Annotated in this window: 20 protein-coding genes; 12 read left to right on the top strand and 8 right to left on the bottom strand. The window is 51.8% G+C overall.

Annotation, left to right across the window (positions count from 1 at the left end; all coding sequences use genetic code 11):
- Window positions 1-237: 237 nt before the first annotated feature.
- Together hutU and hutI are read left to right on the top strand one after the other, a co-directional pair.
- Window positions 238-1,914 (top strand): urocanate hydratase, encoded by a 1,677-nt coding sequence (gene hutU, locus ACEW81_RS13845; RefSeq protein WP_373533592.1) that lies wholly within the window; start codon window positions 238-240, stop codon window positions 1,912-1,914.
- A gap of 3 nt (window positions 1,915-1,917) precedes the next feature.
- Window positions 1,918-3,192, top strand: coding sequence for an imidazolonepropionase (hutI, locus tag ACEW81_RS13840; RefSeq protein ID WP_373533591.1), 1,275 nt, complete (start codon window positions 1,918-1,920; stop codon window positions 3,190-3,192).
- Between the two features lie 46 nt (window positions 3,193-3,238).
- Here hutI and pyrR read toward each other — a convergent pair whose 3' ends face one another.
- From pyrR to ACEW81_RS13825, 3 genes are read right to left on the bottom strand one after another with little or no spacing between them, the layout of a single operon-like run.
- A complete protein-coding gene (gene pyrR / locus ACEW81_RS13835) occupies window positions 3,239-3,781 on the bottom strand; it encodes a bifunctional pyr operon transcriptional regulator/uracil phosphoribosyltransferase PyrR (protein ID WP_373533590.1) in 543 nt (180 codons plus the stop codon).
- A 12-nt stretch (window positions 3,782-3,793) separates the two neighbouring features.
- A complete protein-coding gene (locus tag ACEW81_RS13830) occupies window positions 3,794-5,290 on the bottom strand; it encodes an anthranilate synthase component I family protein (RefSeq protein WP_373533589.1) in 1,497 nt (498 codons plus the stop codon).
- Between the two features lie 3 nt (window positions 5,291-5,293).
- Window positions 5,294-6,055, bottom strand: a complete 762-nt coding sequence (locus ACEW81_RS13825) for a YebC/PmpR family DNA-binding transcriptional regulator (RefSeq protein WP_373533588.1) — start codon at window positions 6,053-6,055, stop codon at window positions 5,294-5,296.
- A gap of 144 nt (window positions 6,056-6,199) precedes the next feature.
- Here ACEW81_RS13825 and ACEW81_RS13820 point away from each other — a divergent pair, with 144 nt between their 5' ends.
- Window positions 6,200-6,976, top strand: coding sequence for a glycosyltransferase (locus ACEW81_RS13820; RefSeq protein WP_373533587.1), 777 nt, complete (start codon window positions 6,200-6,202; stop codon window positions 6,974-6,976).
- Window positions 6,977-6,994: 18 nt separating this feature from the next.
- Window positions 6,995-7,255, top strand: coding sequence for a zinc ribbon domain-containing protein (locus ACEW81_RS13815; RefSeq protein WP_373533586.1), 261 nt, complete (start codon window positions 6,995-6,997; stop codon window positions 7,253-7,255).
- A 7-nt stretch (window positions 7,256-7,262) separates the two neighbouring features.
- Here the strand turns inward: ACEW81_RS13815 and ribD are convergent, their stop codons facing one another.
- Window positions 7,263-8,438: a bifunctional diaminohydroxyphosphoribosylaminopyrimidine deaminase/5-amino-6-(5-phosphoribosylamino)uracil reductase RibD gene (gene ribD, locus ACEW81_RS13810; RefSeq protein ID WP_373533585.1), complete on the bottom strand. Its 1,176-nt coding sequence runs from the start codon at window positions 8,436-8,438 to the stop codon at window positions 7,263-7,265.
- Window positions 8,439-8,725: 287 nt separating this feature from the next.
- Here ribD and ACEW81_RS13805 point away from each other — a divergent pair, with 287 nt between their 5' ends.
- From ACEW81_RS13805 to ACEW81_RS13795, 3 genes are all read left to right on the top strand, one after another.
- Window positions 8,726-10,180: a hypothetical protein gene (locus tag ACEW81_RS13805; protein WP_373533584.1), complete on the top strand. Its 1,455-nt coding sequence runs from the start codon at window positions 8,726-8,728 to the stop codon at window positions 10,178-10,180.
- A 525-nt stretch (window positions 10,181-10,705) separates the two neighbouring features.
- Window positions 10,706-11,524: a hypothetical protein gene (locus tag ACEW81_RS13800; RefSeq protein ID WP_373533583.1), complete on the top strand. Its 819-nt coding sequence runs from the start codon at window positions 10,706-10,708 to the stop codon at window positions 11,522-11,524.
- Between the two features lie 241 nt (window positions 11,525-11,765).
- A complete protein-coding gene (locus ACEW81_RS13795; protein WP_373533582.1) occupies window positions 11,766-12,929 on the top strand; it encodes a hypothetical protein in 1,164 nt (387 codons plus the stop codon).
- A gap of 70 nt (window positions 12,930-12,999) precedes the next feature.
- Here the strand turns inward: ACEW81_RS13795 and ACEW81_RS13790 are convergent, their stop codons facing one another.
- Both ACEW81_RS13790 and murQ read right to left on the bottom strand, forming a co-directional pair.
- The gene (locus ACEW81_RS13790) at window positions 13,000-14,541 is read right to left on the bottom strand and encodes a class I adenylate-forming enzyme family protein (protein ID WP_373533581.1); all 1,542 of its coding nucleotides are present in this window, start codon (window positions 14,539-14,541) and stop codon (window positions 13,000-13,002) included.
- A gap of 103 nt (window positions 14,542-14,644) precedes the next feature.
- Window positions 14,645-15,583, bottom strand: coding sequence for an N-acetylmuramic acid 6-phosphate etherase (gene murQ, locus ACEW81_RS13785; RefSeq protein WP_373533580.1), 939 nt, complete (start codon window positions 15,581-15,583; stop codon window positions 14,645-14,647).
- Window positions 15,584-15,734: 151 nt separating this feature from the next.
- Between murQ and kdsB the strand changes: the two genes are divergently transcribed.
- From kdsB to ACEW81_RS13770, 3 genes are all read left to right on the top strand, one after another.
- On the top strand, window positions 15,735-16,490 hold the full coding sequence (kdsB, locus tag ACEW81_RS13780) for a 3-deoxy-manno-octulosonate cytidylyltransferase (protein WP_373533579.1): 756 nt from the start codon (window positions 15,735-15,737) through the stop codon (window positions 16,488-16,490).
- Window positions 16,491-16,769: 279 nt separating this feature from the next.
- Entirely contained in the window at window positions 16,770-17,339 is a 570-nt protein-coding gene (locus ACEW81_RS13775) for a lytic transglycosylase domain-containing protein (protein WP_373533593.1), read from the top strand.
- A 120-nt stretch (window positions 17,340-17,459) separates the two neighbouring features.
- A complete protein-coding gene (locus ACEW81_RS13770; protein ID WP_373533578.1) occupies window positions 17,460-18,608 on the top strand; it encodes a hypothetical protein in 1,149 nt (382 codons plus the stop codon).
- 97 nt (window positions 18,609-18,705) lie between these two features.
- Here ACEW81_RS13770 and groL read toward each other — a convergent pair whose 3' ends face one another.
- Entirely contained in the window at window positions 18,706-20,334 is a 1,629-nt protein-coding gene (groL, locus tag ACEW81_RS13765) for a chaperonin GroEL (RefSeq protein WP_373533577.1), read from the bottom strand.
- Window positions 20,335-20,387: 53 nt separating this feature from the next.
- Window positions 20,388-20,699, bottom strand: coding sequence for a co-chaperone GroES (gene groES / locus ACEW81_RS13760; RefSeq protein WP_373533576.1), 312 nt, complete (start codon window positions 20,697-20,699; stop codon window positions 20,388-20,390).
- A gap of 284 nt (window positions 20,700-20,983) precedes the next feature.
- Here groES and ACEW81_RS13755 point away from each other — a divergent pair, with 284 nt between their 5' ends.
- Both ACEW81_RS13755 and ACEW81_RS13750 read left to right on the top strand, forming a co-directional pair.
- A complete protein-coding gene (locus ACEW81_RS13755; RefSeq protein WP_373533575.1) occupies window positions 20,984-21,925 on the top strand; it encodes a hypothetical protein in 942 nt (313 codons plus the stop codon).
- Between the two features lie 73 nt (window positions 21,926-21,998).
- On the top strand, window positions 21,999-22,802 hold an 804-nt coding region (locus ACEW81_RS13750), incomplete at its 3' end, for a hypothetical protein (protein ID WP_373533574.1).

Raw genomic sequence — 22,802 nt, 5'->3', positions numbered from 1 at the left:
CTTTGCCCCAAAGCGCATGTCTTCACCCCCCCCCTCGCACGGAAGGCTAAACCGCAAGCCCGCACCGTGGATTCCCGCCTGCGCGGGAATGACAGGAGGCAGGGATGACAAGGAAGCCAGAGCAGAGGGGGCAAGAGAATGGGGAGCAGGGGCGGGGAAATAGGGGGAGATAAATTATTTATATTTGGTTAAACTAGTGCTAATGGTTTTATCAGGAAAAAATTGAGGGGGCTTCCTATGGCAATTACCGAACCCGCACCAACGGTCGTTTTAAGCGGTGCGCCCACCGGCACTCAAAAAGTGTGCAAATCGTGGCTCACTGAGGCGGCTTACCGCATGTTGCTGAACAACCTGGATCCTGCGGTGGCGGAAGACCCGCAGGCGTTGGTGGTTTACGGTGGTACGGGCAAGGCGGCCCGCAACCCGGAATGTTTGGCTAAAATACTGGAAACCCTGAAAACCCTGGAAAACGATGAAACCCTGCTGGTGCAATCCGGCAAACCCGTGGGGGTGATGAAGTCTCACCCTGACGCGCCTCGGGTGCTGATTGCCAACTCCAATCTGGTGCCTGCCTGGGCGGATTGGGAGCATTTTCGGGAATATGAGCGCATGGGCTTGACCATGTATGGCCAAATGACGGCAGGCAGCTGGATTTACATTGGCAGTCAGGGCATTGTGCAAGGCACTTACCTCACCTTTGCCGAGGCAGCCCGCAAGCATTACAACGGCGATTTAACCGGAAAATTTGTACTGTCCGCCGGAATGGGGGGCATGGGCGGGGCGCAGCCTTTATCCGTTAAAATGAACAACGGCGTGTTTTTGGGCATAGATGTGGATCCCTCCCGGATTCAAAAGCGGCTGGAAACCGGCTATATGGACAAATTGGCCAGCTCTCTTGAAGAGGCCCTGCAATGGGTGCAAGAGGCGGTGGCCCGCAAGGAGGCGGTTTCTATTGGCCTGGTTGGCAATGCGGCGACCGTTTACCATGAGCTGGTGCAGCGCAATGTCATTCCCGATATGGTCACGGATCAAACCTCGGCGCATGATCCGTTGGTGGGCTATTTGCCGGAAGGCTTGAGCTTGGCGCAGGGCAATGATTTGCGTCAAAGCAATCCGGAAGAATACGTCCACCGGGCCAAAGCGGCCATGGCCAAGCAGGTGAAAGCCATGTTGGCTTTTCAGCAAAAGGGCGCTGTGGTGTTCGATTACGGCAACAACATTCGCCAGCAAGCCAAAGGGGAAGGGGTGGAGGATGCCTTTCGCATTCCCGGTTTTATCCCCGAATACATTCGCCCCTTGTTTTGCGAAGGCTCCGGCCCGTTCCGCTGGGTGGCCCTGTCGGGTGACCCGGAAGACATTCGGGTAACGGATGAGGCCCTGATGGCCGCTTTTCCCGACAATAAAATGTTGCTGAACTGGTTGAAACTGGCCCAAGCGCATATTCAGTTTCAGGGCCTGCCCGCCCGCATTTGCTGGCTCAACTATGGAGAGCGGGCCAAGGCTGGCAAGCTGTTTAACGATCTGGTGGCTTCTGGCAAGGTAAAAGCGCCCATCGTGATTGGGCGGGATCATCTGGATTGCGGCAGCGTGGCTTCCCCTAACCGGGAAACGGAAGGCATGAAGGATGGATCGGACGCCATTGCAGACTGGCCGGTTTTAAACGCCCTGATTAACGCCGTGAACGGGGCCACCTGGATTTCTTATCACCACGGGGGCGGGGTGGGTATTGGGTATTCCCTGCATGCGGGCATGGTGATTGTGGCCGATGGCACCCCGGAAGCGGAGGCCCGCTTGCAGCGAGTGCTCACTTCAGATCCGGGCATGGGTGTGATCCGTCATGTGGATGCTGGCTACGATGAAGCCAAAGCTGTAGCCCGCGCCAAAGGCGTACAAGTCCCTTTTTTGGAGTTATAGCGCATGAGCCAGATCAGTCGGTTGATTTACAACATTGGGCAATTGGTTACGGTGGATCCGGGGCGGATGACGGTGGAGAATCCGTTGGGGGTGATTGAGAACGGGGCCATTTTGTTTGAGCAGGGCAAAATTGCCTGGCTGGGCGCTTCCGGTGAAATCAACCGGGTGGATTATCCCAACGCGCAGTGGATTGATGCCCGTGGGCGGGTGATGCTGCCGGGATTGATCGATTCGCACACCCATACTATTTTTGCGGGCGATCGGGCCAATGAGTTTGAAATGCGCTTGCAGGGCAAAAGCTATCAGGAAATTGCGCAAGCGGGGGGCGGCATCCTTAAAACAGTGCAAGCCACCCGAAACGCTTCTGCCGAGGAATTAAGCGCCCTCACCCTGCAACGGCTTCATGGCATGCTGGCCTTTGGGGTAACCACCGTAGAAATTAAAAGTGGCTACGGGCTGGATTTTAACAGCGAAATGAAATGCTTACGGGTATTAAAAGCGTTGCGAACCCAAGCCCCGGTTAGCATGGTAACCACGTATATGGGCGCGCACGATATTCCGCCCGAATATCAAGGGCTGACAGAGGCTTATGTGGACCTGCTGTGTCAGGAGCAAATCCCGGTGGTGGCTGAAGAACGACTGGCCGATTTTTGCGATGTGTTTTGCGAAAAAGGCTATTTTGATGTGCCACAGTCCCGGCGGATTTTGGAAACGGCGCATCGCTACGGCCTCAAGCTAAAAATTCACGCCGAGGAATTTTGCGATTGGGGCGGGGCCAAACTGGCCGGAGAATTGGAGGCCGTGTCCGCCGATCATTTGCTGCATATTTCGGATGAAGGCATTGCCGCTTTAAAAGCCGGGGGCACGGTGGCTACCCTGTTGCCGGGAACGGCCTTTTATTTGCGAATTCAGGAATACGCCCCGGCCTTGAAACTGATTACCGCTGGGGTGCCAGTGGCGCTGGCCACCGATTTCAATCCCGGCAGCTGCATGATTGATAACCTGCAATTCATTATGGCTCTGGCTTGCCTGCAAATGAACATGCCCCCGGTGGAGGTGATTAAAGCGGTGACCCTGCATGCGGCCAAAGCGCTGGATTTGCAGCATGATCGAGGCAGTTTGACCGTGGGCAAGCGGGCCGATGCGGCCCTGTTTGACAGGCGCAGTTATAACGAACTGCTGTACCGGGTGGGCAGTAACGCCTTGAGCGATGTGTATGTGGCGGGCCAGCATTATAGTCGCCAGCACCTAGAGGTCCCGTTGCAACCCTGTGTTTAACAGCTGACCGGTTGATGGGTTTGGGACTGCCTCTTTTGGGGCGGGGTTATTTCCGCAACAATAAAACCTGATCGGCGCCGTCCACTTCTTTCAGTTGTACGTTGACCCGCTCGTGTTTGGCGGTGGGAATGTTTTTACCCACATAATCCGGGCGGATGGGCAGTTCCCGGTGTCCCCGATCCAGCAGTACCAGCAATTGCACCGAGGCAGGGCGTCCGTAGCCGTTTAAGGCATCCATGGCGGCTCTCACACTACGACCGCTGTAAAGCACATCATCAATTAAAATTACTTTTTTACCGGTCAGCTCAACTGGCACATGGCTTTCGGAGGCGGGCTTAAAGGTTTGAGCGGTATCATCCCGGTAAAAGGTCACATCCAGATAACCCACCGGTACCGTCTTGCCTTCCAGATCCTGCAGCAGTTTGCCCACCCGCTCGGCCAGTGGTTTGCCACGGGTTACAATGCCCAGTAACACCACGTCATCCACGCCCTGATTGTATTCAATTAGCTCGTGGGTCAGCCGTTTCAGGCTGCGCTCAATGTCATTGGCGTCAAAAATAACAACGCCGGTTTGTTCGCCGATTTGCATGGTGTTGGCTCCTTATACGGGTTGGGTGGCTTGGCTTTCCAGCCGGTACAGTTCATTGAGAATGGCGTTGGCTTTCCGCAGACATTCCCGGTATTCGTGCGGGCCAATGGCGTCATGCACAATGCCCGCTCCCACATGAACAGCCGTATTATACCGCATGGGGTCATGGTTGCTGTTGGCCGGATTGCTGGCTATAGGCGCGGGACGTAGGTAAACGCTGCGAATCAGGATGTTCAGGTCCAGCGAGGGGCTGGCGGCATCCAGATAACCCAGACTGCCGGTGTACAGCCCTCGGGATACTGGCTCCAGCTTGCTTAAAATATCCACACACCGAATTTTAGGGCAACCCGTAATGGTGCCACCCGGAAATAGGGACTGAATGAGCGCCCAACCGTTGGCTGGTGCTTTCAATTGCCCCACCACGTTGCTCACTAAGTGGGTTACATGCGAGTAACGCTCCAGCACCAGCAAGTCGTTCACTTGCACAGAGCCTGCCTGACACACCCGGCCCAAATCGTTCCGGGCCAAATCCACCAGCATTAAATGCTCGGCCCGCTCTTTTTGGTTTTGAAGCAGGGCGTTGCCAATGGCCTCATCGGCCTCCGGGGTTTGGCCCCGTCCTCGGGTTCCGGCAATGGGGCGAGTTTGCGCCTGACCAGCTTCATCCATTTGCACCAGCCGTTCCGGGGAGTTGCAAACCAGCACCCCCTCTGGGGTTTTAAAAAATCCGGCGAACGGGGAGGGATTGTTCAGGCAAAGCCGTTCAAACAGGGCGTAGGGGTCTAAAGGTAATTCTTTTTGCAGGCGAATGGACAGGTTGGCCTGATAGATTTCCCCGTTGTAAATATCCTGCTTGAGTTGGTGAACCGCCTGATCAAAAGCTTCCGGCTGGAAAGAAACCGAAAAGCTTTGCAGGTAGTCGGCCATGGCTTCCGGGTTCAGGTTATGCACTGGTTCAAGGGGTTCAGCGGGTGGCGGCGTTAACGCCGCCAAGCAGTTGGCCCACTGCTGTGCATATTCTGCTTTGCGAGAAATCGTTTCGCTTAAAACCGTGAGCTGGGCCTTGGACAGGTTAATGAGTAGCCAGTCCTCAAACTCATACAGCAGCAGTTCAGGCCAATCCCGGTTTGGGCCAGACACTGGCTTTTGCCAGCCGGAATCGCACCAGCGATAGAATTCATAACCGAAGCATCCGGCCAAGCCCCCGGCCATGGGCAATGCGTATTGTGTTTTTTCCTGAGGCCACTGCTTGGTTTGCGCTTGGGCTTGCTCTAATGTTTCAAATAACGATGAGCGGGCATCCGCGCCTTGAAAGAGAAGGGTTTGATCGTTCCACTGCAACTGATCGTTCTGCAGGCGCAAGGTTTGTTTGGCATGCAAACCAATGATTACCCATTGGTTCAGGGCGGAGGGTTTCGCCGATCCGCCCAGCATCATGGCCTCGCTGGCCTGCTTGCTAATTTGCCGGAAAAAACGGTGGAGGCCCTGCGTGGTCAGCGTGGCGGCCATACGCTAGGATTGCTCCAGCTTGGCCAAAATCGATTCTTCTATATCAACATTGGCGTAAACGTGTTGTACGTCATCGTGAGATTCCAAGGCATCCAGGAGTTTCAGCAAAGGTTTGGCAATTTCTTCCCGATCCACGTTGACTGAATTTTGAGGCCTGCGAGTCACTTCGGCGGATTCCACCGGAATGCCCATTTCAGTGAGTGTTTGGGCCACGGTGTTTAAGGCGAACGGGTCGGTAAAAATCTCAAAGGCATCATCGTCCGCATGGGCGCTAAAGTCGGTGGCTCCGGCCTCAATGGCTTTTTCAAAAAGCGCTTCTTCGCTTTGCCCGTTCTGGGATACCTGAATGAGGCCCTTTTGCTCAAAAATCCAGGCCACACAGCCATCGGAACCCAAGTTACCTTGATACTTGTTGAAATAACTGCGAATATCGCCCGCGGTGCGGTTGCGATTGTCGGTCACCGCTTCAATAAAAATGGCCACCCCGCCGGGGCCGTAGCCCTCGTAGGAGAGATCTTCCATATGATCGGCCCCACCGCTACCGATGCCTTTTTCAATGGCCCGTTTAATGTTGTCGTTGGGAACCCCCGCTGCCTTGGCTCGGGTAATGGCGGTTCTCAGCCGAAAATTGCCCTCTGGATCGCCACCGCCCAGTTTGGCGGCCATAATAATCTCACGGGAGCATTGCGCGAAGTTGGCTCCCCGTTTGGCATCTTTAATTGCCTTGCTGCGCTTGATTTGTGCCCATTTAGAGTGTCCGGCCATGGCTACATGCTATCATCAACCCCCCATTTGGCTCAACTGGCTTTTCCAGTGAATTCATTCATGCATAGGTTTTTTGAAGTAGAGAATGTTCCAGATTGTCAATTTATTGGTATCCTATTGTTAAGAACCGTGGTGAAGAGTTAGATGACCTACAAATCCCAAACCATTTCGGCGATTGTAATCACCGAGAATAATGCGGCGACTTTGGAAAGAACCTTATCTTCCCTGCATTGGGTGGATGAGTTAATTGTGTTTGATCGCGGAAGCACCGATGGCAGTTCCACCCTGGCCCGTGGTTTTACGGACAAGGTGTTTTTTCATCCCAGCCACAACTTAGCCATTGTGCGCCGAGACGCGCTTTCCACCGCTAAATGCGATTGGCTGCTGTTGATTGAACCCGATGAGTGGGTAGAGGAAATGCTGCGGCATGAAGTGGATGGCGTTTTATTGAATACGCCCGCCCATTTAAACGGGTTTACCCTTCCCCGTCAGTTAAAGTTTCAGCAGCAGTGGGTTAATATCCCCTTGGGAGAAGAACCCAAGCGACTATTAAGACTGGTGCGCCGCAAACAGTGGATAATTCTGGATGATTGGGAAGCCAGCCTGAAGGTGAACGGGGAGGTCAGTAAACTGGATCGTCCGCTGGGTTATGCCCCTTACCTCACTGTGGAATCTTTGTTCTCAGCCATTAATGACCTGTCTACCTTGTCCGCTTATCGCTATCTGGAAATGCACGGCACCGCCAATGGCGCCCAAACGCCCATGAACTTGATTATAAAAACCAAGTTGGCCGCCTGGAAGCAGTTTTTTTTGATGGGTGGGTTGTTTAAAGGCATTACCGGCCAAACGCTGGCCATGGCCAATACGCTGGAAGTATTTTTAAAATACGCCAAAGTTCGGGCTTTAACGGTCAAGTCCTAAGCCAAAAAGGGAATTTAAGTGCCAACCTATTGCTACCGTTGCCAACATTGCCAGCGGGAACAAACCTTATCGCATGGCATGTTAGAATCGCAGACCCCGGTTTGTGAGGATTGTGGGCATTTTTGCCGCAAGGTGATTCAATCCGCCCCGCCGGTTTTACCGGCGATGCCGCCCATTGCGCTGCAGGAGCCGCTAGCGCCTCCGCATGATTGCGGTTCGGCTTGCGCTTTGCATCGTATTTATTCATCCCAAAACAAAAAACCGGAAAGCGCCGGATAGCGCTGGGTTAAATGCCAGCGGCGGTGTTGGTTGAACCGGGATAGGGTTTTACTTTTTTATAGGGCTGCGCTTCAATCACCCAGTCCTGTTCCAGTTGGCGGGTGTTAATGATATCCAGTTGCGGCGCATCGGGTAAATCCAGCTGAAAACTGCCCCCGAAAGCGGATTTGGCCATGGGGTCCCGTAAGGTTTTGGGGGCGTAGAACAAGTAAAACTTGTTTACTAAATTTTCCATTAGCAAGGAAGTAGAAAGCCGTCCGCCGCCTTCCACAAACACACTGGTTAGCCCCTGTTCGCCCAGTAAGTTGAATAGTGATTTTAAATTCAGACTGTTTCCGGTCTCATCAATTTCCAGAATTTTAATACCCATCGCCTTGGCGTTTTGGGCGTGGGCTTTGTTGTGGTTGGTGTTGGAAGTAACCACCCACACCGGGGCCTCGCCTTTAAACACCTTGTATTTTTCCGGGTTTAGCCGGAACTGGCGATCCAGAATAATTTTGATGGGTTGTTTTCGAATATTGGGAATGTCTCGCACGTTGAGCTGGGGGTTGTCGATGATTACCGTCTCAGCGGTGGTCAAAATGGCGTCATACTGATGGCGCAGGTGATGAACATATTGCCGGGAAAAGTTACCGGTTAGCCACTGGCTTTGGCCATGGCGATTGGCAATTTTTCCATCCAGGGTCAGGCCCAGCTTAACGGTAACAAACGGTGTTTTATGAACAATGGCGTGAAAAAAGAAGGCGTTCAGCTGCTTGCATTCTTTTTCCAAAAAACCATAGCGCACCGAAATGCGGGCGTTCTGCAACATGTCTCGTCCGGCGCCTGCTACCAAGGGGTTGGGGTCTAATGTCCCGCATACCACCCGCTGGATGCCGGATTCAATAATTTTCTGGGTGCAAGGCGGAGTGCGCCCGTAATGATTGCAGGGCTCTAAATTTACATACAGCGTTCCATCTTTGGCTTTATCGCCAGCTTGCTCCAGGGCCATGACCTCAGCGTGTGCTTCTCCCGCTTTTTGGTGGTAACCCTCGCCCACTTTTTTACCGGCGGCGTCCAGTACAATGGCTCCCACCAGTGGGTTGGGGCTAACGGTGCCAGCGCCTAGCTCAGCCAAAGTAATGCAACGGGCAATGTAGGCCTCGTCGATATTTTGATACAGCATAGGAGCGTGTGCAGGCATACCCGATATTATAGCTTATGGTGGCCGCCTGTGGTTACTGGCCATTTGGATGCCTTTCAAATGGAGGCGCTTTGCGAAGCGTTCAGTCAAAGTCCGGATTGCTTTTTGGCAATTGTAGGCGGCTGCCGGTTTTTTCCAAGCTATGGCAACCATACGGTGCCAGTTAGTTAAAGGGCTTGGCATTTAAAATGGTCATAATATCCAACAATCAAAGGCGATCCAATCCTCGGGTGTTGAATCAACCTGCGCCGCCTCAGGGTTTCTTGAAGCCCAAGGATGGAATGGCCGTGTTTGGCCCGAAGAAACTGGCTGCCGATAGGGTTCAGTTTGCAGGTCAGTCCGCCATTGCGCACGCCAATGATCAGCAATGGTTGGTCAACCAATTGAAGTTGCCTTACGATGTTAAACTGATGATGCGACAAAAGGATCCAGATACCGGAAAGATGATGCATCTTGTTCCACAGGTGCTGAATCCCCAGTTTTTACCCGCTCGCTTGATGTACGCTCCGTTAATCGCCCTTGGCGATTTGCATGGGTCTTACCAAAAGCTGGTGGAAACCTTGATTTTTACTGGCCTGGCTACCATGCCTCCTCAACCTGCGGCTCGATTTCAGACATTATCTGAGGCGTTTAAGCGTGAAATTGTTTCGGAGAAAAAATATCCTTCGGGCCGCAATGCGTATGAGTGTTATGCGATCAGTCAACTCAATGGAAAAACACATGCTGAATCTTTGGAACGATTGCGAACCAGTGGCTTTACCCCCGAAGAGATCGATGATCTCTCGCACAGACGATCGGTTTACAAGCACTATTACCGTCAATTGAGCCTCTTGATTCAAGAGCTGACCTGGTGCGGTCAGCCGGGTCAGCAGCTGGTTTTGATTGGGGATGTTTTATCGGATCGTGGGCCGCTGGATCATTTAACGCTCGATATCATTCAGCAGCTTAACCCCAAAAATGCCGATCATTTGGTGTGCCTGGCTTCCAATCATGATCATGCCGGACTTCAGACCTTAATTAATAAAAGGTTTTCATTGAACTGGGAAACGGGGGGGTCTCTGGGGCGCTCTATTTTAATTGCGGATCGGGATAATTATGTGCAGGTGCGCTTAATTGCCGCTGAGGACAAGGTTCAGGTTCAGTTGGAATCTCCTGCCAAGGGGGAATCCGGGCAGCATTTTCTGAAACAGTTTAAGCGGTATCTTCAAAACTCCAAATTAATTCACTATAATCCGGCTTCAAAAACCCTGTTTACGCATGCGCCGGTTATTAATCAGGATTTGCAATCCCTGCAGGATATTTTAAACCAGTATTATCAGGATGGCTGTCGGGCTGTTCAGCAACAATTTGAGAAAAAGGGTACCAAAGAACCGGGTAAGCCTTTTGGGCTTTCTTGGGCTAATCGGTTTTGGAAAACTTATGTTCAGCAGGTTTTTCAGGAAAAAAAGCTGATTTTGCCGGTAGAAAATTTTTTAAGGGAAAAAGGTAATGACGGCGGCTTTTTGTGGCGCAGACATGATATTCATGATCCCGCCGTGCTTCCCACTGCTGCTTTAGATGTAGAGACGTTGGTTCATGGCCATGATCGCCAATCCGTTAATTCTCAGTTTTCTGTTGAGCAACAGATTCGTGATGGCAACCTCACGCCCGATTTTACGGTTATCAATCTTGATCAGAGAATCCGAAAGAGCAATTCCCGTAGTATGTGGGAAGGCGAGAGTCGTTTATACGTGGAACTTTAAAAAAAAAGGTGCCTTTTAGGCACCGTGTGGTTCATCAGGGAAAGAAAGAGAGAGATGTGTGGATAAATTTGAGTTTGCGGGTAAGCTTTTTGCTTACAAAATAGATATCGGTTGAAACCGGCAGGGCTTGATACATTGAATGGAGGAACTTGGAGGCTGAATACCAGAAATTATTTCCCCTGGCTGATTTTGGGCGGCTTTTTAGCAGGTTTTTTTATTTTTATGCCAAAGAAAAAGGTGCCTTTTGGGCACCGTGTGGTTCATCAGGGAAAGAAAGAGAGAGAGATGTGGATTTATAAGTTCTGTATCGCACAGAACGCATCGCACTTGATACTGCATATGGGGGATTTACCACCGGTCTCAAAATGAATCAGGGGTAGTAGGCCTGAACGAGCGGGTTAAGTGGATTTTTGCCGGAGGGGTTGGTTTGATGCGCTGCGGTGGTTTTAAAATCATGAAATTCGGAGGGAATTGACTTATAATAATACCCTTGGACGTGGGGTTACTAAGCTGGACACCCTGAATATGACGCATTTATGCTATACGCTGCAAGAAGCCTCTGAGAAGCTGAAGCTGACCGAGACGGTTTTGGTGCGCTTGTCTCAATACTTTAAAGTGCCTCGCTCGGCTTATGAGGCGTCTGGATATCTTTCCTTTAAAGGGGATTTGTCGTTTACCGAGCCGGATATTGATTTTTTCCGGCAAGCCAAAGAGCGGCTTGTGCAGGGTGAGTCTCTGGACACCATCAAAAATCGAATTCGAGAGCAGGAACCCCTGCCAGTTCAGTCTGGCTATCCGGCGGCACCGCCAGAGTCCACTCATCGGGATCGGGTTACTCCGCCCAAAACTGAATTTTCAGCTGCTGTGTTGCAACCCTTGGCCGCCTCAGAGCCTATGCGGGAAATTCAAGATCGTGAACCTTACGAGAAAGCGGTGGAAGCCAGTTTCGAGCGGTATAAAAGCATTCATCGCACCGGCTTGGGTCGGGTTTTTGAGAACATGCTGAAAGAAGTGGGCGTGACCCGTAGTGATGACAAAAAACCGGATGCCATCCCCGATTTTCGCCCCTTGCGTCCTAAAACCACCCAACACGCAACTCGGCCCTCTGTGGAGCGTTTACTCCCTTTCCAAAAGGCAGAGGCTCCCCAATCGCCAGAATCCGTTTCTAAGTCCACCCAGGCCAAAAGAACCCAAACCCCTTCCATGGAGCCTTCCTGGGAGCAGCTTTTAAAACAGGCCACCCATCAGCCCCGTACCTTAAACAGCCATTTAAAAGGCGCGGCTGCTTTATTGCGAGAGCGGGCCACGGGGCAAATGAGCCGTCTGGATCCTTCTTCTCGTTAATTTTTCTCGTTCAATCTTCTCGTTTAATTTTTCATTTTAATGAAGCGCGACATTTGCCAAGTGGTTATTTGTGGGGTAAATTCTTGCAATCCAGTATTAGGGAAGCCCGCAATTATTTCCCTTGAGGTGTTTTAAGGTGAGTGAGATTTTAAAAATTTCCGGCAAGACCCATGTCTTGATGCTGGCTTTACCCATTTAGGGTGGTTTCCGTTTACTTTTTAAGCTACAGGGTGAATCCGTGATGACCATGACAGGACCTTTCCCCGTTTTAAATCCAAACCTAACGCCGCTTCGCCCCCTTCCGCCGGTTAGCAGCTTTGGCAATCCTTCCATGCCGTTGCCAGCCCCCTCTGCTCTGTTTTCTCCTGTAAGCGCCCCTTTACCCCCTGTGAATGCTCCTTTTCCGTTGTCGGCTGGATATGCGCCCGCTGCGCCGTCTATTAGCAATCTGAGTGCTTCGCCATCCACGTTTCCATCCAGTTCTTTGGGCTCACCATTAACTGGGGATCGGTTCTCACCCACCTTGCCCACCCCCACCCCCAGCCCATCAACGTTCAACCCATCGCTACCAGGCAACGCTCCTGCCATGTCCGCTCCGGCTTATCCGGGTGGGGCAGGTTCCGCTTCAGCCCTTGCCGGTGAAAAACTGCCTTTAAACGCTCAGCAAATGGGCCAAAAAGTGGGAACGGTGGTAGCCAACTTTATGCAGGAGAACCCTGCCCTGCTAAATAAGCTGAATCAGGTGGATATGGATGCCCTGGCCGAAGACATTGGACCCAAGGTAGAAAAAACCCGTGCTCAGGTTCAGCAGGCCTTAAAAAAACTGCCTCAGGGCTTGGATAAACGCTTAATCCGTATGTTGGATCCGGGTACCGCTAAATTGGCCACCGAGTTTGATGAGTGGCTGCGTAAAGAGCCAGATCCGGCCTTGTTGGCTGAAATGGATCGAGCTGAACGGATGAAAGCCAGAACCGAAGCGCTGGAAGGCAAGGTAGGCTCTGCCAAGCCCAGCCCCTATGCGGATGATCCCTTTGCGGTTGAAGACCCCTTGGGCGCTGATCCCTTTGCCGAGTCCTTACCGGTGGGTCAGCCTACCTTGAAAGACAAGCTGATGGGGGCCAAAGACAAGTGGGTGGAAAAAGCGCAAACCAGCTGGCCGCTTAATAAAAATAAAAAATCCGATTTAACCGATTTGGACGCCTTACTCGGTTCAGAGCGTGTCACTTCAGGTGGTGCGAGCAAGAGAACTCAGGATTTAGCCGACTTGCTAGGCAGGCCTCGCCCCGCTTCTGGTGGCGCCGGTGGCGGTGATGAATTGACGGATGCCGATTTGGATGCCCTGTTGGGCGGCGGCGGTTTGTCTTTTAAAGCCAACCCACGCCATAGCAGCAAGCCTGCTTCTTAAAAACAGGCTTGCTGTTGCGTAAAAACCGTCAATACCCGGCGGGCTTACCGGCAGTGTTTTCGCTGTTTTATTAACTGTTTGCCTTTTGAAGCAAATGCTGGTTCTCTGCGCGCAGTTGCTTTTTAATGACCTTGCCCGTCTGGTTTTTAGGCAATTCGGGGTAAATGCGAATGGCGGCGGGAATCATGAAGGCAGGCAGATGCGCCAGACAGAATTTTTTTAACTCGGCCTCAGTGGCGGCGGCTTCCTCTTTCAGCTCGATGCAGGCCACAATATCTTCGCCCAGCTTTTCATCGGGTACCCCAATCACAGCGGCATGCATCACGGCGGGATGCTGGTATAAAACATCCTCAATTCTTATGGGGGCAATGTTTTCGCCCGCTTTAATAATCAAATCTTTAATGCGGCCCCCTGAAATAAACAGGTTGCCATTGGCGTCAAAGTGTCCCAGGTCTCCGGTGCGCAAGTATCCTTCCGGGTCAAACACCTGTGTGGTTTCATCGGGCAGGTTATAGTAGCCCAGCATTACATTGGGTCCTTTGGCCAGAATTTCCCCTTCAGCGGAAGGCTGGCCTGCTTGCCAGGGGATGGGCTGGCCCTGTTCATCTACCAGTTTTAAATGGACATTGGGCAGGGCTGGCCCTACGGACTTGGCGATAGAACCGGCATCGGGGCGATTGACTGCCAACACCGGGGCGGTTTCAGTCAATCCATAGCCTTCTAGCACCACTAAGTCCAAACCCGCTTCAATTTGGCGCAGTAATTTTTCTGGCAAGGAAGCCCCACCGGAGATACAGGCTTTCAGGTGGACCAGTTTATCGGCTCCCACCCGTTGGATGCCCTGCATCAACATGCTAAACATGGTGGGCACCAGAGGCAAAATGGTAATTTTTCCTTCAATCAGTGTTTGCAGGATTTTCTTGGGGGCAAAGGTGGGTACCAGATAAATAGGGGCTTGGGCATCCATGGCGTAAAGGCCAATAATCAGGCCGTAGGCGTGAAACATGGGCAAGGCAATCAGCAGCCGCTCCGCGCTGGTGAATTTGAAGATGGGGTGAATGCCTTCCAGATTGCTGATTAGGTTGGTTTCGCTCAGCATTACGCCTTTGGGCTTGCCGGTGGTGCCCGAGGTGTACATTAAAATCCGCATGCTGTGGGCATCCCCAAAAGATACCGGCTGAAAATCTGAATTTCCGGCCTCAATGGCATCTTCCAAACGAGGGTAGGCTTGATCCTCCGCAGGTTGGTTGGCCATTAGCAAGGGTAGCTGGCGGCCTTCAAAGCAATGCTTGAAGGCGTAAGTGGTTAACATCAGCTTGCTGCCGGAATGAAGCACCACATAAATAATGTCTTCCGAAGGCAATGTAATATTAATGGGCACCGCTACCGCTCCGGCGTAGAGCACCGCAAAAAAGCTAACCAGATACTCTTTCTGGTTCATAAACATAATGGAAACCCTGTCCCCCGGCTGAATGCCCTTGGCCTGCAAGGTCGAGGCCAGTCGAATCGCCTTTTCCCGCAATTCGGCCAGTGTCCAGCGATGATCCTCTTCCACCAGCGCAAGCAGGCTGGCATCTGTTTTTTGCAACAGGCGATCAAATAACAGGCTCATGGCGTTTCCCTCTTTCAGTCGATAAAAATCTGGATTGCTTTGACTATGTACCGTTTTACGGTTTTTTAAACCGGAAATGGTTTAATAGAAAGCGCGGGTGTCTCTAACCGGGTTGATTTAAGGCCAGTCTTAATTTCCCAGAGGCGGCCCTAAGTCTATTCAAGGCTTCTGGTAACTCTATTTTACCACGGGCCATTAGCACCGCGGGCTTGACCTGATAAGCGGTTTGCTCCAACAGGGCGCTGGCCTCATCGGTATTTACCTGCCCTAGCGCTGCTACGATGCGTCTGGCTCTGGCTTTTAGCTTTAGGTTGGTGGGCTGTACGTCTACCATCAGGTTCTGGAAGGTTTTCCCGGTCTGGATCATGGCCCCGGTGGTCAGCATGTTCAGTACCAGTTTTTGGGCGGTGCCTGCTTTCATGCGGGTTGATCCGGCTACCGCTTCTGGCCCTACTTCTACCACAATGGGCTGACGCACCGCTTCAGCCAGTTTGGATGCCGGGTCGCAAGTCAGTCCGGCGGTAAAGCATCCCAGCGCTTCAGCGGCCCGCATGGCGGCCACCACATAGGGGGCCTGCCCACTGGCGGAAATACCGACAGCCACATCGCCCGCTTTTAAACCGGCCTTTTCCACATCAGCCTGCCCTTGTTCGCAAGAGTCTTCAGCGCCCTCTACGGCGTTTCTCAAGGCCACATCGCCTCCGGCAATGATGCCTTGTACTAAGTCGGGTGCTGCGCCATAGGTGGGTGGGCATTCGGAGGCGTCCAGCACTCCCAGCCTGCCACTGGTGCCTGCCCCAAAGTAAAACAGCCGCCCTCCGCTTTCAAACGCTTGCCGAATGGCATCCACCACCACCGTAATTTGAGGAATAGCTTTTTCCACCGCCAGGGCCACCAACTGATCTTCGGCGTTAATTTTGCGAAGCACCTGCTCGGTGGAAAGCAGGTCAATATCAGTGGTGCGGGGATTCACCTGTTCCGTGGGAATCATGGAATGCAGGGCGCTATTAAAGTCCTGATTGGCCATGGTGGGGTCTGGCATACGGCTTCCTTTTTTGGTGAGGGCACAGCGAACGGGGGTGGGGGTTGACGGGCTTGAAAATCACTGGCAAGCTGGGCGCAACCGTGTTTAACTTAAGTTTAATGCATTTTACCCTTTTCTGTTACGGGTTTTGTTACAGGGAATTGTTCGGTTGAGCGCAACACACCCTTCTTTTCAGCCTAAAGTTTTAGCGGTGATTCCGGCCCGTTACGCCTCTACGCGTTTTCCGGGCAAGCCGCTGGTGGATATTCACGGAAAACCCATGCTTCAGCACGTGTGGGAGCGTGTTCAGCAAGTGGCGGAAATCCAGAAGGCCATGATTGCCACCGATGATGATCGGATTACGCAAGCAGCCCAAGACTTTGGGGCGGAAGTGGCCTTGACCTCACCCGCCCATGCCTCTGGCACCGATCGGGTGTGGGAGGTGGCCCAGCGGTTTCCAGCGTTTGAGTGGGTGTTGAACGTGCAAGGCGATGAGCCCTTTATTAACCCGGCGCATTTGCGGCATGTGATTGAGGGTATTTCCCAATTCCCGCAAGCCTCTATCATTACGTTGGTTACCCCTTTGCTGGATGTTGAAAGCTGGCGGGACCCCAATTTGGTCAAAGCGGTTTTAACCGCTGAGGGCAAAGCCCTGTATTTTTCACGTTCTCCGGTGCCGTATCACCGGGATCAGCCAGAGGTCCCGCAAAGCGTTTACCGGCACATTGGTATTTACCTCTATCGACGTACCGCTTTGGAGAAATTTACCCAGTTACCGGCTTCTCCGCTGGAAACCCTTGAAAAGCTGGAACAGTTGCGGGCTTTGGAAGCCAATATGCCCCTTTATGCGGTTATCGTCAATCAAGCGCCCATTGGTGTGGATACACCGGCTGATCTCATTCGAATTCTGGATTCTGTGGAATAATGGCTTCCTGAATTTGAAAATATAAATGTATAATAAGGCTTACTTTTAGCAATGGCAGTGTTATTCAGTTAAAGTCGTTTAAAGCTCGCTGGAATTGGGCATAATGTAGTAATCACCGGTTGGGTGCGCTATGAGCCTTGAGTGAAGTGAGCCAGTTGAGCGTGAACATGGACTATTCAAATGCGTTTTAGAAAGAATTTTTTGTCGTCTCTTATTTCAATTGGGCTGGTTTTGGGCGTATGGGTTATGGGGGGATGCGCAGGGGTTGCCTTGGCCACTGTGCCTGAAGAACCGGATTTTGAACTGGATGCGGCGTCCCTGTCCCCCACCGGTGGTTCCGAGACGTTGCAAATTAGTGAAGCCACCATCTCATCCCCTTTTATGGCGGCTGAAAACACGGAACTGCTTCGGCAGAAAGTGTTGATGGTTACCAGCTACGTTCAAACTTATAACAGTAAACTGCCTAGCACGGAAATTGGCAGTATTGCCGATGCCATTGTGCGTTACAGCGATCGCTACGGGGTGGATTATCGTTTGTTAACCAGCCTGATCGCCATCGAATCGGCTTTTCGCCGGGACGCGGTTTCCTCTTCGGGGGCCATTGGCATGGGGCAGCTAAAGCCCACCACCGCCAAATGGCTGGGCGTGGCCAATCCTTACGATCCGGTGGATAATATCGCCGGAACGGCCCGTTTTTTGGGATGGCTGGTGCGTAAGTATAACGGCAATCTGGAGTATGCCTTGTCCGCCTACTACCAAGGCCCCGGCTATGTGGATCGCAATGGGGTAAGCTCGGTTTGTGTGCCTTATTTGCAGAAGGTCAACAAGGCTTTAGGCACTTTGTTGTAAGCGGTTGTAATCGCCTCTAATTGTAAATAGTTTTTAACAATGACTTGTGGTTTTGACACCCTTTGTCTTTGAGTTGGTTTTCTCTTTCAGAAGGTGAATTCTAATGAAAAGGCAATAGCAATGCGGATTTCAAATCCCGGTGGCCATTCAAATCTTCAATTCGGTAGCGGTGGCGCTTTTGTGGCCAACGGCTTAGCCTCCGGGATTCAAAGAATCATTCGGGGGCAACCCACGCCCGCTACCGCCAAAGCCATTGAATTAAGTTTTCGGCCCCTGTTGCCACTGATTTTAGCCGGTTCTGGCCTGCTGTATAATCAGGGTCGGGAAAAGATGAAAGGGCCGGGAGAAGAAAACAACGCCTGGCTTCGGGTGCTGGGAGAATCCAGCGTGGCTTATCTGGTATTGGCTAATACTTCTGGACTTTACCCTTTGTTTGGCATTGCCTTGGCCGCTTATCGGGCTGGCAAGGAGCAAAATGGCCTAGGGCAGGTCAAAGCGCTGGTGAACACAGCAGTTACGCTTTCCATGGGCTACGCTGGCGTGAATCTGTTCAAGATGATGGCCAAGGTGGATGGCCGGATTGACGACGAGATGTTGCTTAAGGCGATGAGTGCCAAAGACAAACCTACCAAGGATCAGGAACTGATTCAAAGCTGGCTGAAAAAGCTGTCGGCGCATGATGATGAGAATGTGCGTGGTCTGGGTAATTCCCTGAAAGCGTTAGGGGGAGAATTACAAAAAAACGCCAATAACCTCAATTCAGCCAAGCAAGGCAAAACGGATGCCGTAATGGAAGCGTCGCAAGCCATTACGGCGCGTCTGAAAAACCTGAAGTCGGAAGTGTTCGAGCGGTTTACTCAAATCGAAAAACCGGCGCTCCAAGTGTTGGAGGGTGATGCCAACCGGCGAATCGCCAAAAACCTGATGAGTAACATTCGTTATTCGCAAAGTGGGTTTGTGAAAGGCTTGCGAATGATTAACCCTGCGTTGGGCTATATTATTGCGGGCTTAATGGCTGGCACACCCTTGGCGGGCCTGATTAACCGCTCTATTGAAAGCCGTTACCCCGGTTTGCAAGATAAAAAACTCAACAAATCAATTCTGCCATCCGAAAATCGGATTTGGGGTGGACAAACGGGCTATAACTGGGAAAAGGCCATTAAAGACCCCAACGCCGAAATTAATGTTGGCCCCACCATGGTGAAAACCAAAAACAATGAACCTGCTATATGGTGGCCCGGTATGAATAATAACCAGCCTATTCAATAAGCACTGGCCTTTAAAATTAAATCAAATTTATTTTACTAAAAAGCGACGGGTTTTTGAGGCCCGTCGCTTTTTGAATTGTTGGATAGAAAACTAGGGTCTAGTAGTCATCCATTCCTGGCATACCAGCTGGCATGGAGGAGCCTTTTTTATCCGGCAGATCCACGATCAGCGCTTCGGTGGTTAACAACAAACCGGCAATGCTGGCTGCGTTTTCCAAAGCGGAACGTTCTACCTTCAAGGGGTCCACGATACCGGCGGCGAACATATCGACATACACACCGTTCAGGGCGTCAAAGCCGACGTTGTCCTTTTCTTCCTTGACCTTTTCAACCACAACCTGGCCACGGGCGCCAGCGTTGTCGGCGATTTGGCGGCAAGGCGCTTCCAGAGCGCGAATGAGAATTTCAGCTCCGGTGCGCTCTTCGGCTTTCAGGGTTTCGGCGTATTTTTGCAGGGCTACGGTCGCTTTCAATAAAGCGGTACCGCCACCAGGCACAATACCTTCTTCAATCGCGGCGCGGGTCGCGTTCAAGGCATCTTCCAGACGCAGTTTTTTGTCTTTCAGCTCGGTTTCAGTGGCGGCGCCAACTTCGATAACCGCAACGCCACCGGCCAATTTAGCCAGACGCTCTTGCAGTTTCTCTCTGTCGTATTCGCTGTCACTTTCTTCCACTTGACGCTTAATCAGCTTCACGCGGGCTTCCACAGCGGTTTTGGTATGCTCGTCTACCACAATGGTGGTGGCTTCACGAGTAACCGTTACGCGGCGGGCTTTACCCATCTGCTCAATGGTCAGGTTTTCCAGTTTCATACCCAAATCTTCGGTGAACATCTGGCCACCGCTCAAAATGGCGATGTCTTCCAGCATGGCTTTGCGACGGTCGCCGAAGCCAGGGGCTTTAACAGCCACGGCGCGGATGACTTTACGCATACTGTTTACTACTAAAGTGGCCAAGGCTTCGCCTTCAACGTCTTCGGCAATAATCAGCAAACCACGACCTTCACGGGCCACTTTTTCCAAAATGGGTACCAGGTCGCTTACCAGATTGATTTTTTTGTTGACGCACAACACGAAGCAATCTTCCAGAATGGCTTCCATGCGCTCGGAATCGGTAATGAAGTAAGGGGAGATGAAGCCTTTGTCAAACTGCATCCCTTCCACTACTTTCAACTGGGTGCCGATGGACTTGGATTCCTCAACGGTAATCACGCCTTCGTTGCCCACTTTGTCCATGGCATCAGCAATCAGGTTGCCTACCACGTCATCGTTTCCGGCGGAGATAGAAGCGACCTGAGCGATTGACTCACGGTTCTCAATCTTGCGGGCCTGTCTGCGTAAATCTTCTACAATCACGCCAACGGATTTGTCGATGCCACGCTTCAGGGCGAGCGGGTTAGCACCGGCAACCACGTTTTTCAAGCCTTCGTGTACGATGGCTTGGGCCAAAACAGCGGCGGTGGTGGTGCCGTCACCGGCAACATCGTTGGTTCTGGAAGCGACTTCCCGAATCAGTTGAGCGCCTGCGTTTTGCTGGCGATCTTCCAGTTCCACTTCCTTGGCGATGGTGACACCATCGTTCACGATTTGTGGGGAACCGAATTTCTTTTCCAGAACCACGTTGCGACCCTTGGGTCCCAAGGTTACTTTTACGGCATCCGCTACGGCATCAATGCCACTTTCAAGAGCCCGACGGGCTTCTTCGTCAAATACAATGCGCTTGGCCATTGTGTATTACCTCTATTTTAATAATAACTGTACTCAAAATTGGCGTCGGGCAATTAGCCTTCGATAATGCCAAGAATGTCTTTTTCAGACATGATTTTGACTTCTTTGTTCTCGAGTTTGACATCGGTGCCGCTGTATTTAGCGAACAACACCACGTTGCCAACCTGAACTTGCATTTCATCACGCTTGCCACTGTCATTTAGCTTGCCAGGGCCAACTGCCAGAATTTTGCCTTTTTGGGGCTTTTCACGAGCGGTTTCTGGTAAATAAATACCGCCGGAACTTTGTTCGGTTTCTTCCAGTACTTCCAGAACGACACGGTCGCCCAAGGGTTTAATGGCGATTTTGGTTTCAGTTGTAGGCATAAGAACCTCCACGATTTAAACAGGTATTACTGCTACGAAATAGTAGTTTTCCAGTGACTCTATAGTAGGGAAGAGGATAAGCCCTGTCTATGCGGTTAAGGAAAAATTAATAATTCCAGCGCCCCCAATTATTCACTCTGCAAGCCCCCTTGAGAGTTCCATTGTTTGGATGAGCCGGAAGGCTCGCTAAAAAAGCTATGATCCAAAATATCGCTATAGATCGATCCCGATTCTATGCTTTCGAGGGATGGGAAAGCGTCATCTCGCGGTTTTAAGGAAGTAAAATGAGAACGCCTTTGGATAACAGCATTCAAATCGTCAATAGTCCTCACAACAAAGGGGCGGCTGCCCTGCTGCTGTTGTGCGTATTATTGCTGAGTGCCTGTGAAGCGCCTTCGGGTGCGCCGGGGGGGCGCCCGGGTCGTTCCGCGCCTGCTGGCCCCGGTGCGGCGGCACTGTCTAAAATGCCGGGTTCCGTTCGAGGAGGCATGACTTCCAAACCTCCTGGCCTTCAAACGGTTTCAAAGGAAGCAGGCGATGCCGCAAAGTTAAATCCATTTAACGTACCAGCCCCCGAAAAGCCAAGCGAGGTTAAAAACCAGCCGGATTTAAACCCTTTAGGCCCCATGGCCAAGGTAGAGCAAGCCGGGAATACGGTTGAGCTGGCTTCGGTCATTATTGCGGTGAAGGCAAACCCCTTTTTGGACTGGCTGCCCAAACCCTTAGTGCCGGTTGAAATGGTTGAATCATCAAACAGCACGCCTGTGGCTGCCTCTGCGCCACTCGATCCTTTTTCTGCGGTCACTTTGCTGGGGGTTATTTATAACGCCAAATTAAAAATGGGCCTGGTGTCTGTGGATGGCAACCAGACCCAGTTTGTTCAACAAGGCAGTGTTTTGAATTTGTCTACGGGGCCTGCCGAAGTGCTGGCGGTAAGAGCCAATGGCCTGGATCTTCGCCTACGGGATGACCGCGCTCAAAAGCGAACTTTTACCTTGCCGGATATTGTGGGCTACAGCGCCAATGGAGCCAAGGCAGAATCAGACAGTGGTAGTGCTGTGGAGGCTGCTACGCGATCCGCCGGTTCTGGCGGCGGTAACCCTGCGCCGTCATCGGATGGACTCAATTTACCCGCGTTGGGTCAACTTAAAAAAATAATGGACTCCTCGCCGATTGCTCAAAAAGGTTCGCCATCAGGTGTTCCTGTCAATTTGCAAGAACTTTGAAGGGGAAATCATGATGTTCAGGAATTGCCCAAATAATTTTCCAGATAACTTCCTGAAAACAGGAGGGGCATCCTTGCGACGGACGTTTGCCTTTTTACTGGCCTCTAGCCTGTTATTGCCTGGTCTGCAATTTGTGGCCGTCGCTCAATCGCTGGATTTGGTAAAAACCAGACCTGTTCAGGGGCAGGTTTCTATTTCTCGCGATGTGGCCATTTCTCCTTCGGTGGACAAGGTGAGCCTGAACTTTCGAGACGCCAATATTCGGGATTTGCTCAACATGTTGGCGCAGCAAGGTAAATTTAACCTCATTCTGGATGAGTCGGTGGAAGGAACGCTGACCATTGATATTAAAGATATTCCAATTAATAAAGCCCTGGAATATATTTTTACGGTGGGCGAACTTAGCTATACAAAAGACGGCAATACGGTAATCGTGGCCGCTCAGGAAACTGCCGATAAACGGAATATGACCGCCAAAACGTTCAAAGCCATTCCGGTTCAGTATCGCAGTGCTGTTAATGTGGCGTTTCAGTTAAATAACACCATTTTAAAAGTGCAGCGCCCTGGCGGGAGCACGTCCGCTTTGGTGTCTTTTGATCAGGATAGTAATTCATTATTGGTGCTGGGTACGGACGCGGATATTCGCTTGATTGGTGACGCTTTACGGGAGCTGGATACGCCTCGTAACCGCAAGGTTTATCACGTAAAGCATGCCACGCCCAGTTATATTGCTCAGGTGCTGGCCGCCAATTTTTTCATTAGTAATGATGGAATGGGTGGTGGTGGTGCCGGTGGTGCTGGCGGCGGGATGGCCGGTGGCGCTGGTGGTGGAATGGCTGGCGGCGCTGGTGGCGGAATGGCCGGTGGCGCTGGTGGT

Origin of the sequence: Vampirovibrio sp., assembly GCF_041737375.1 — a bacterium.
In the GTDB taxonomy this organism is placed as follows: Bacteria; Cyanobacteriota; Vampirovibrionia; order Vampirovibrionales; family Vampirovibrionaceae; genus Vampirovibrio.
Note: the sequence above shows the minus strand (reverse complement) of the source record. Positions and strands in the feature narration are given on the sequence as shown.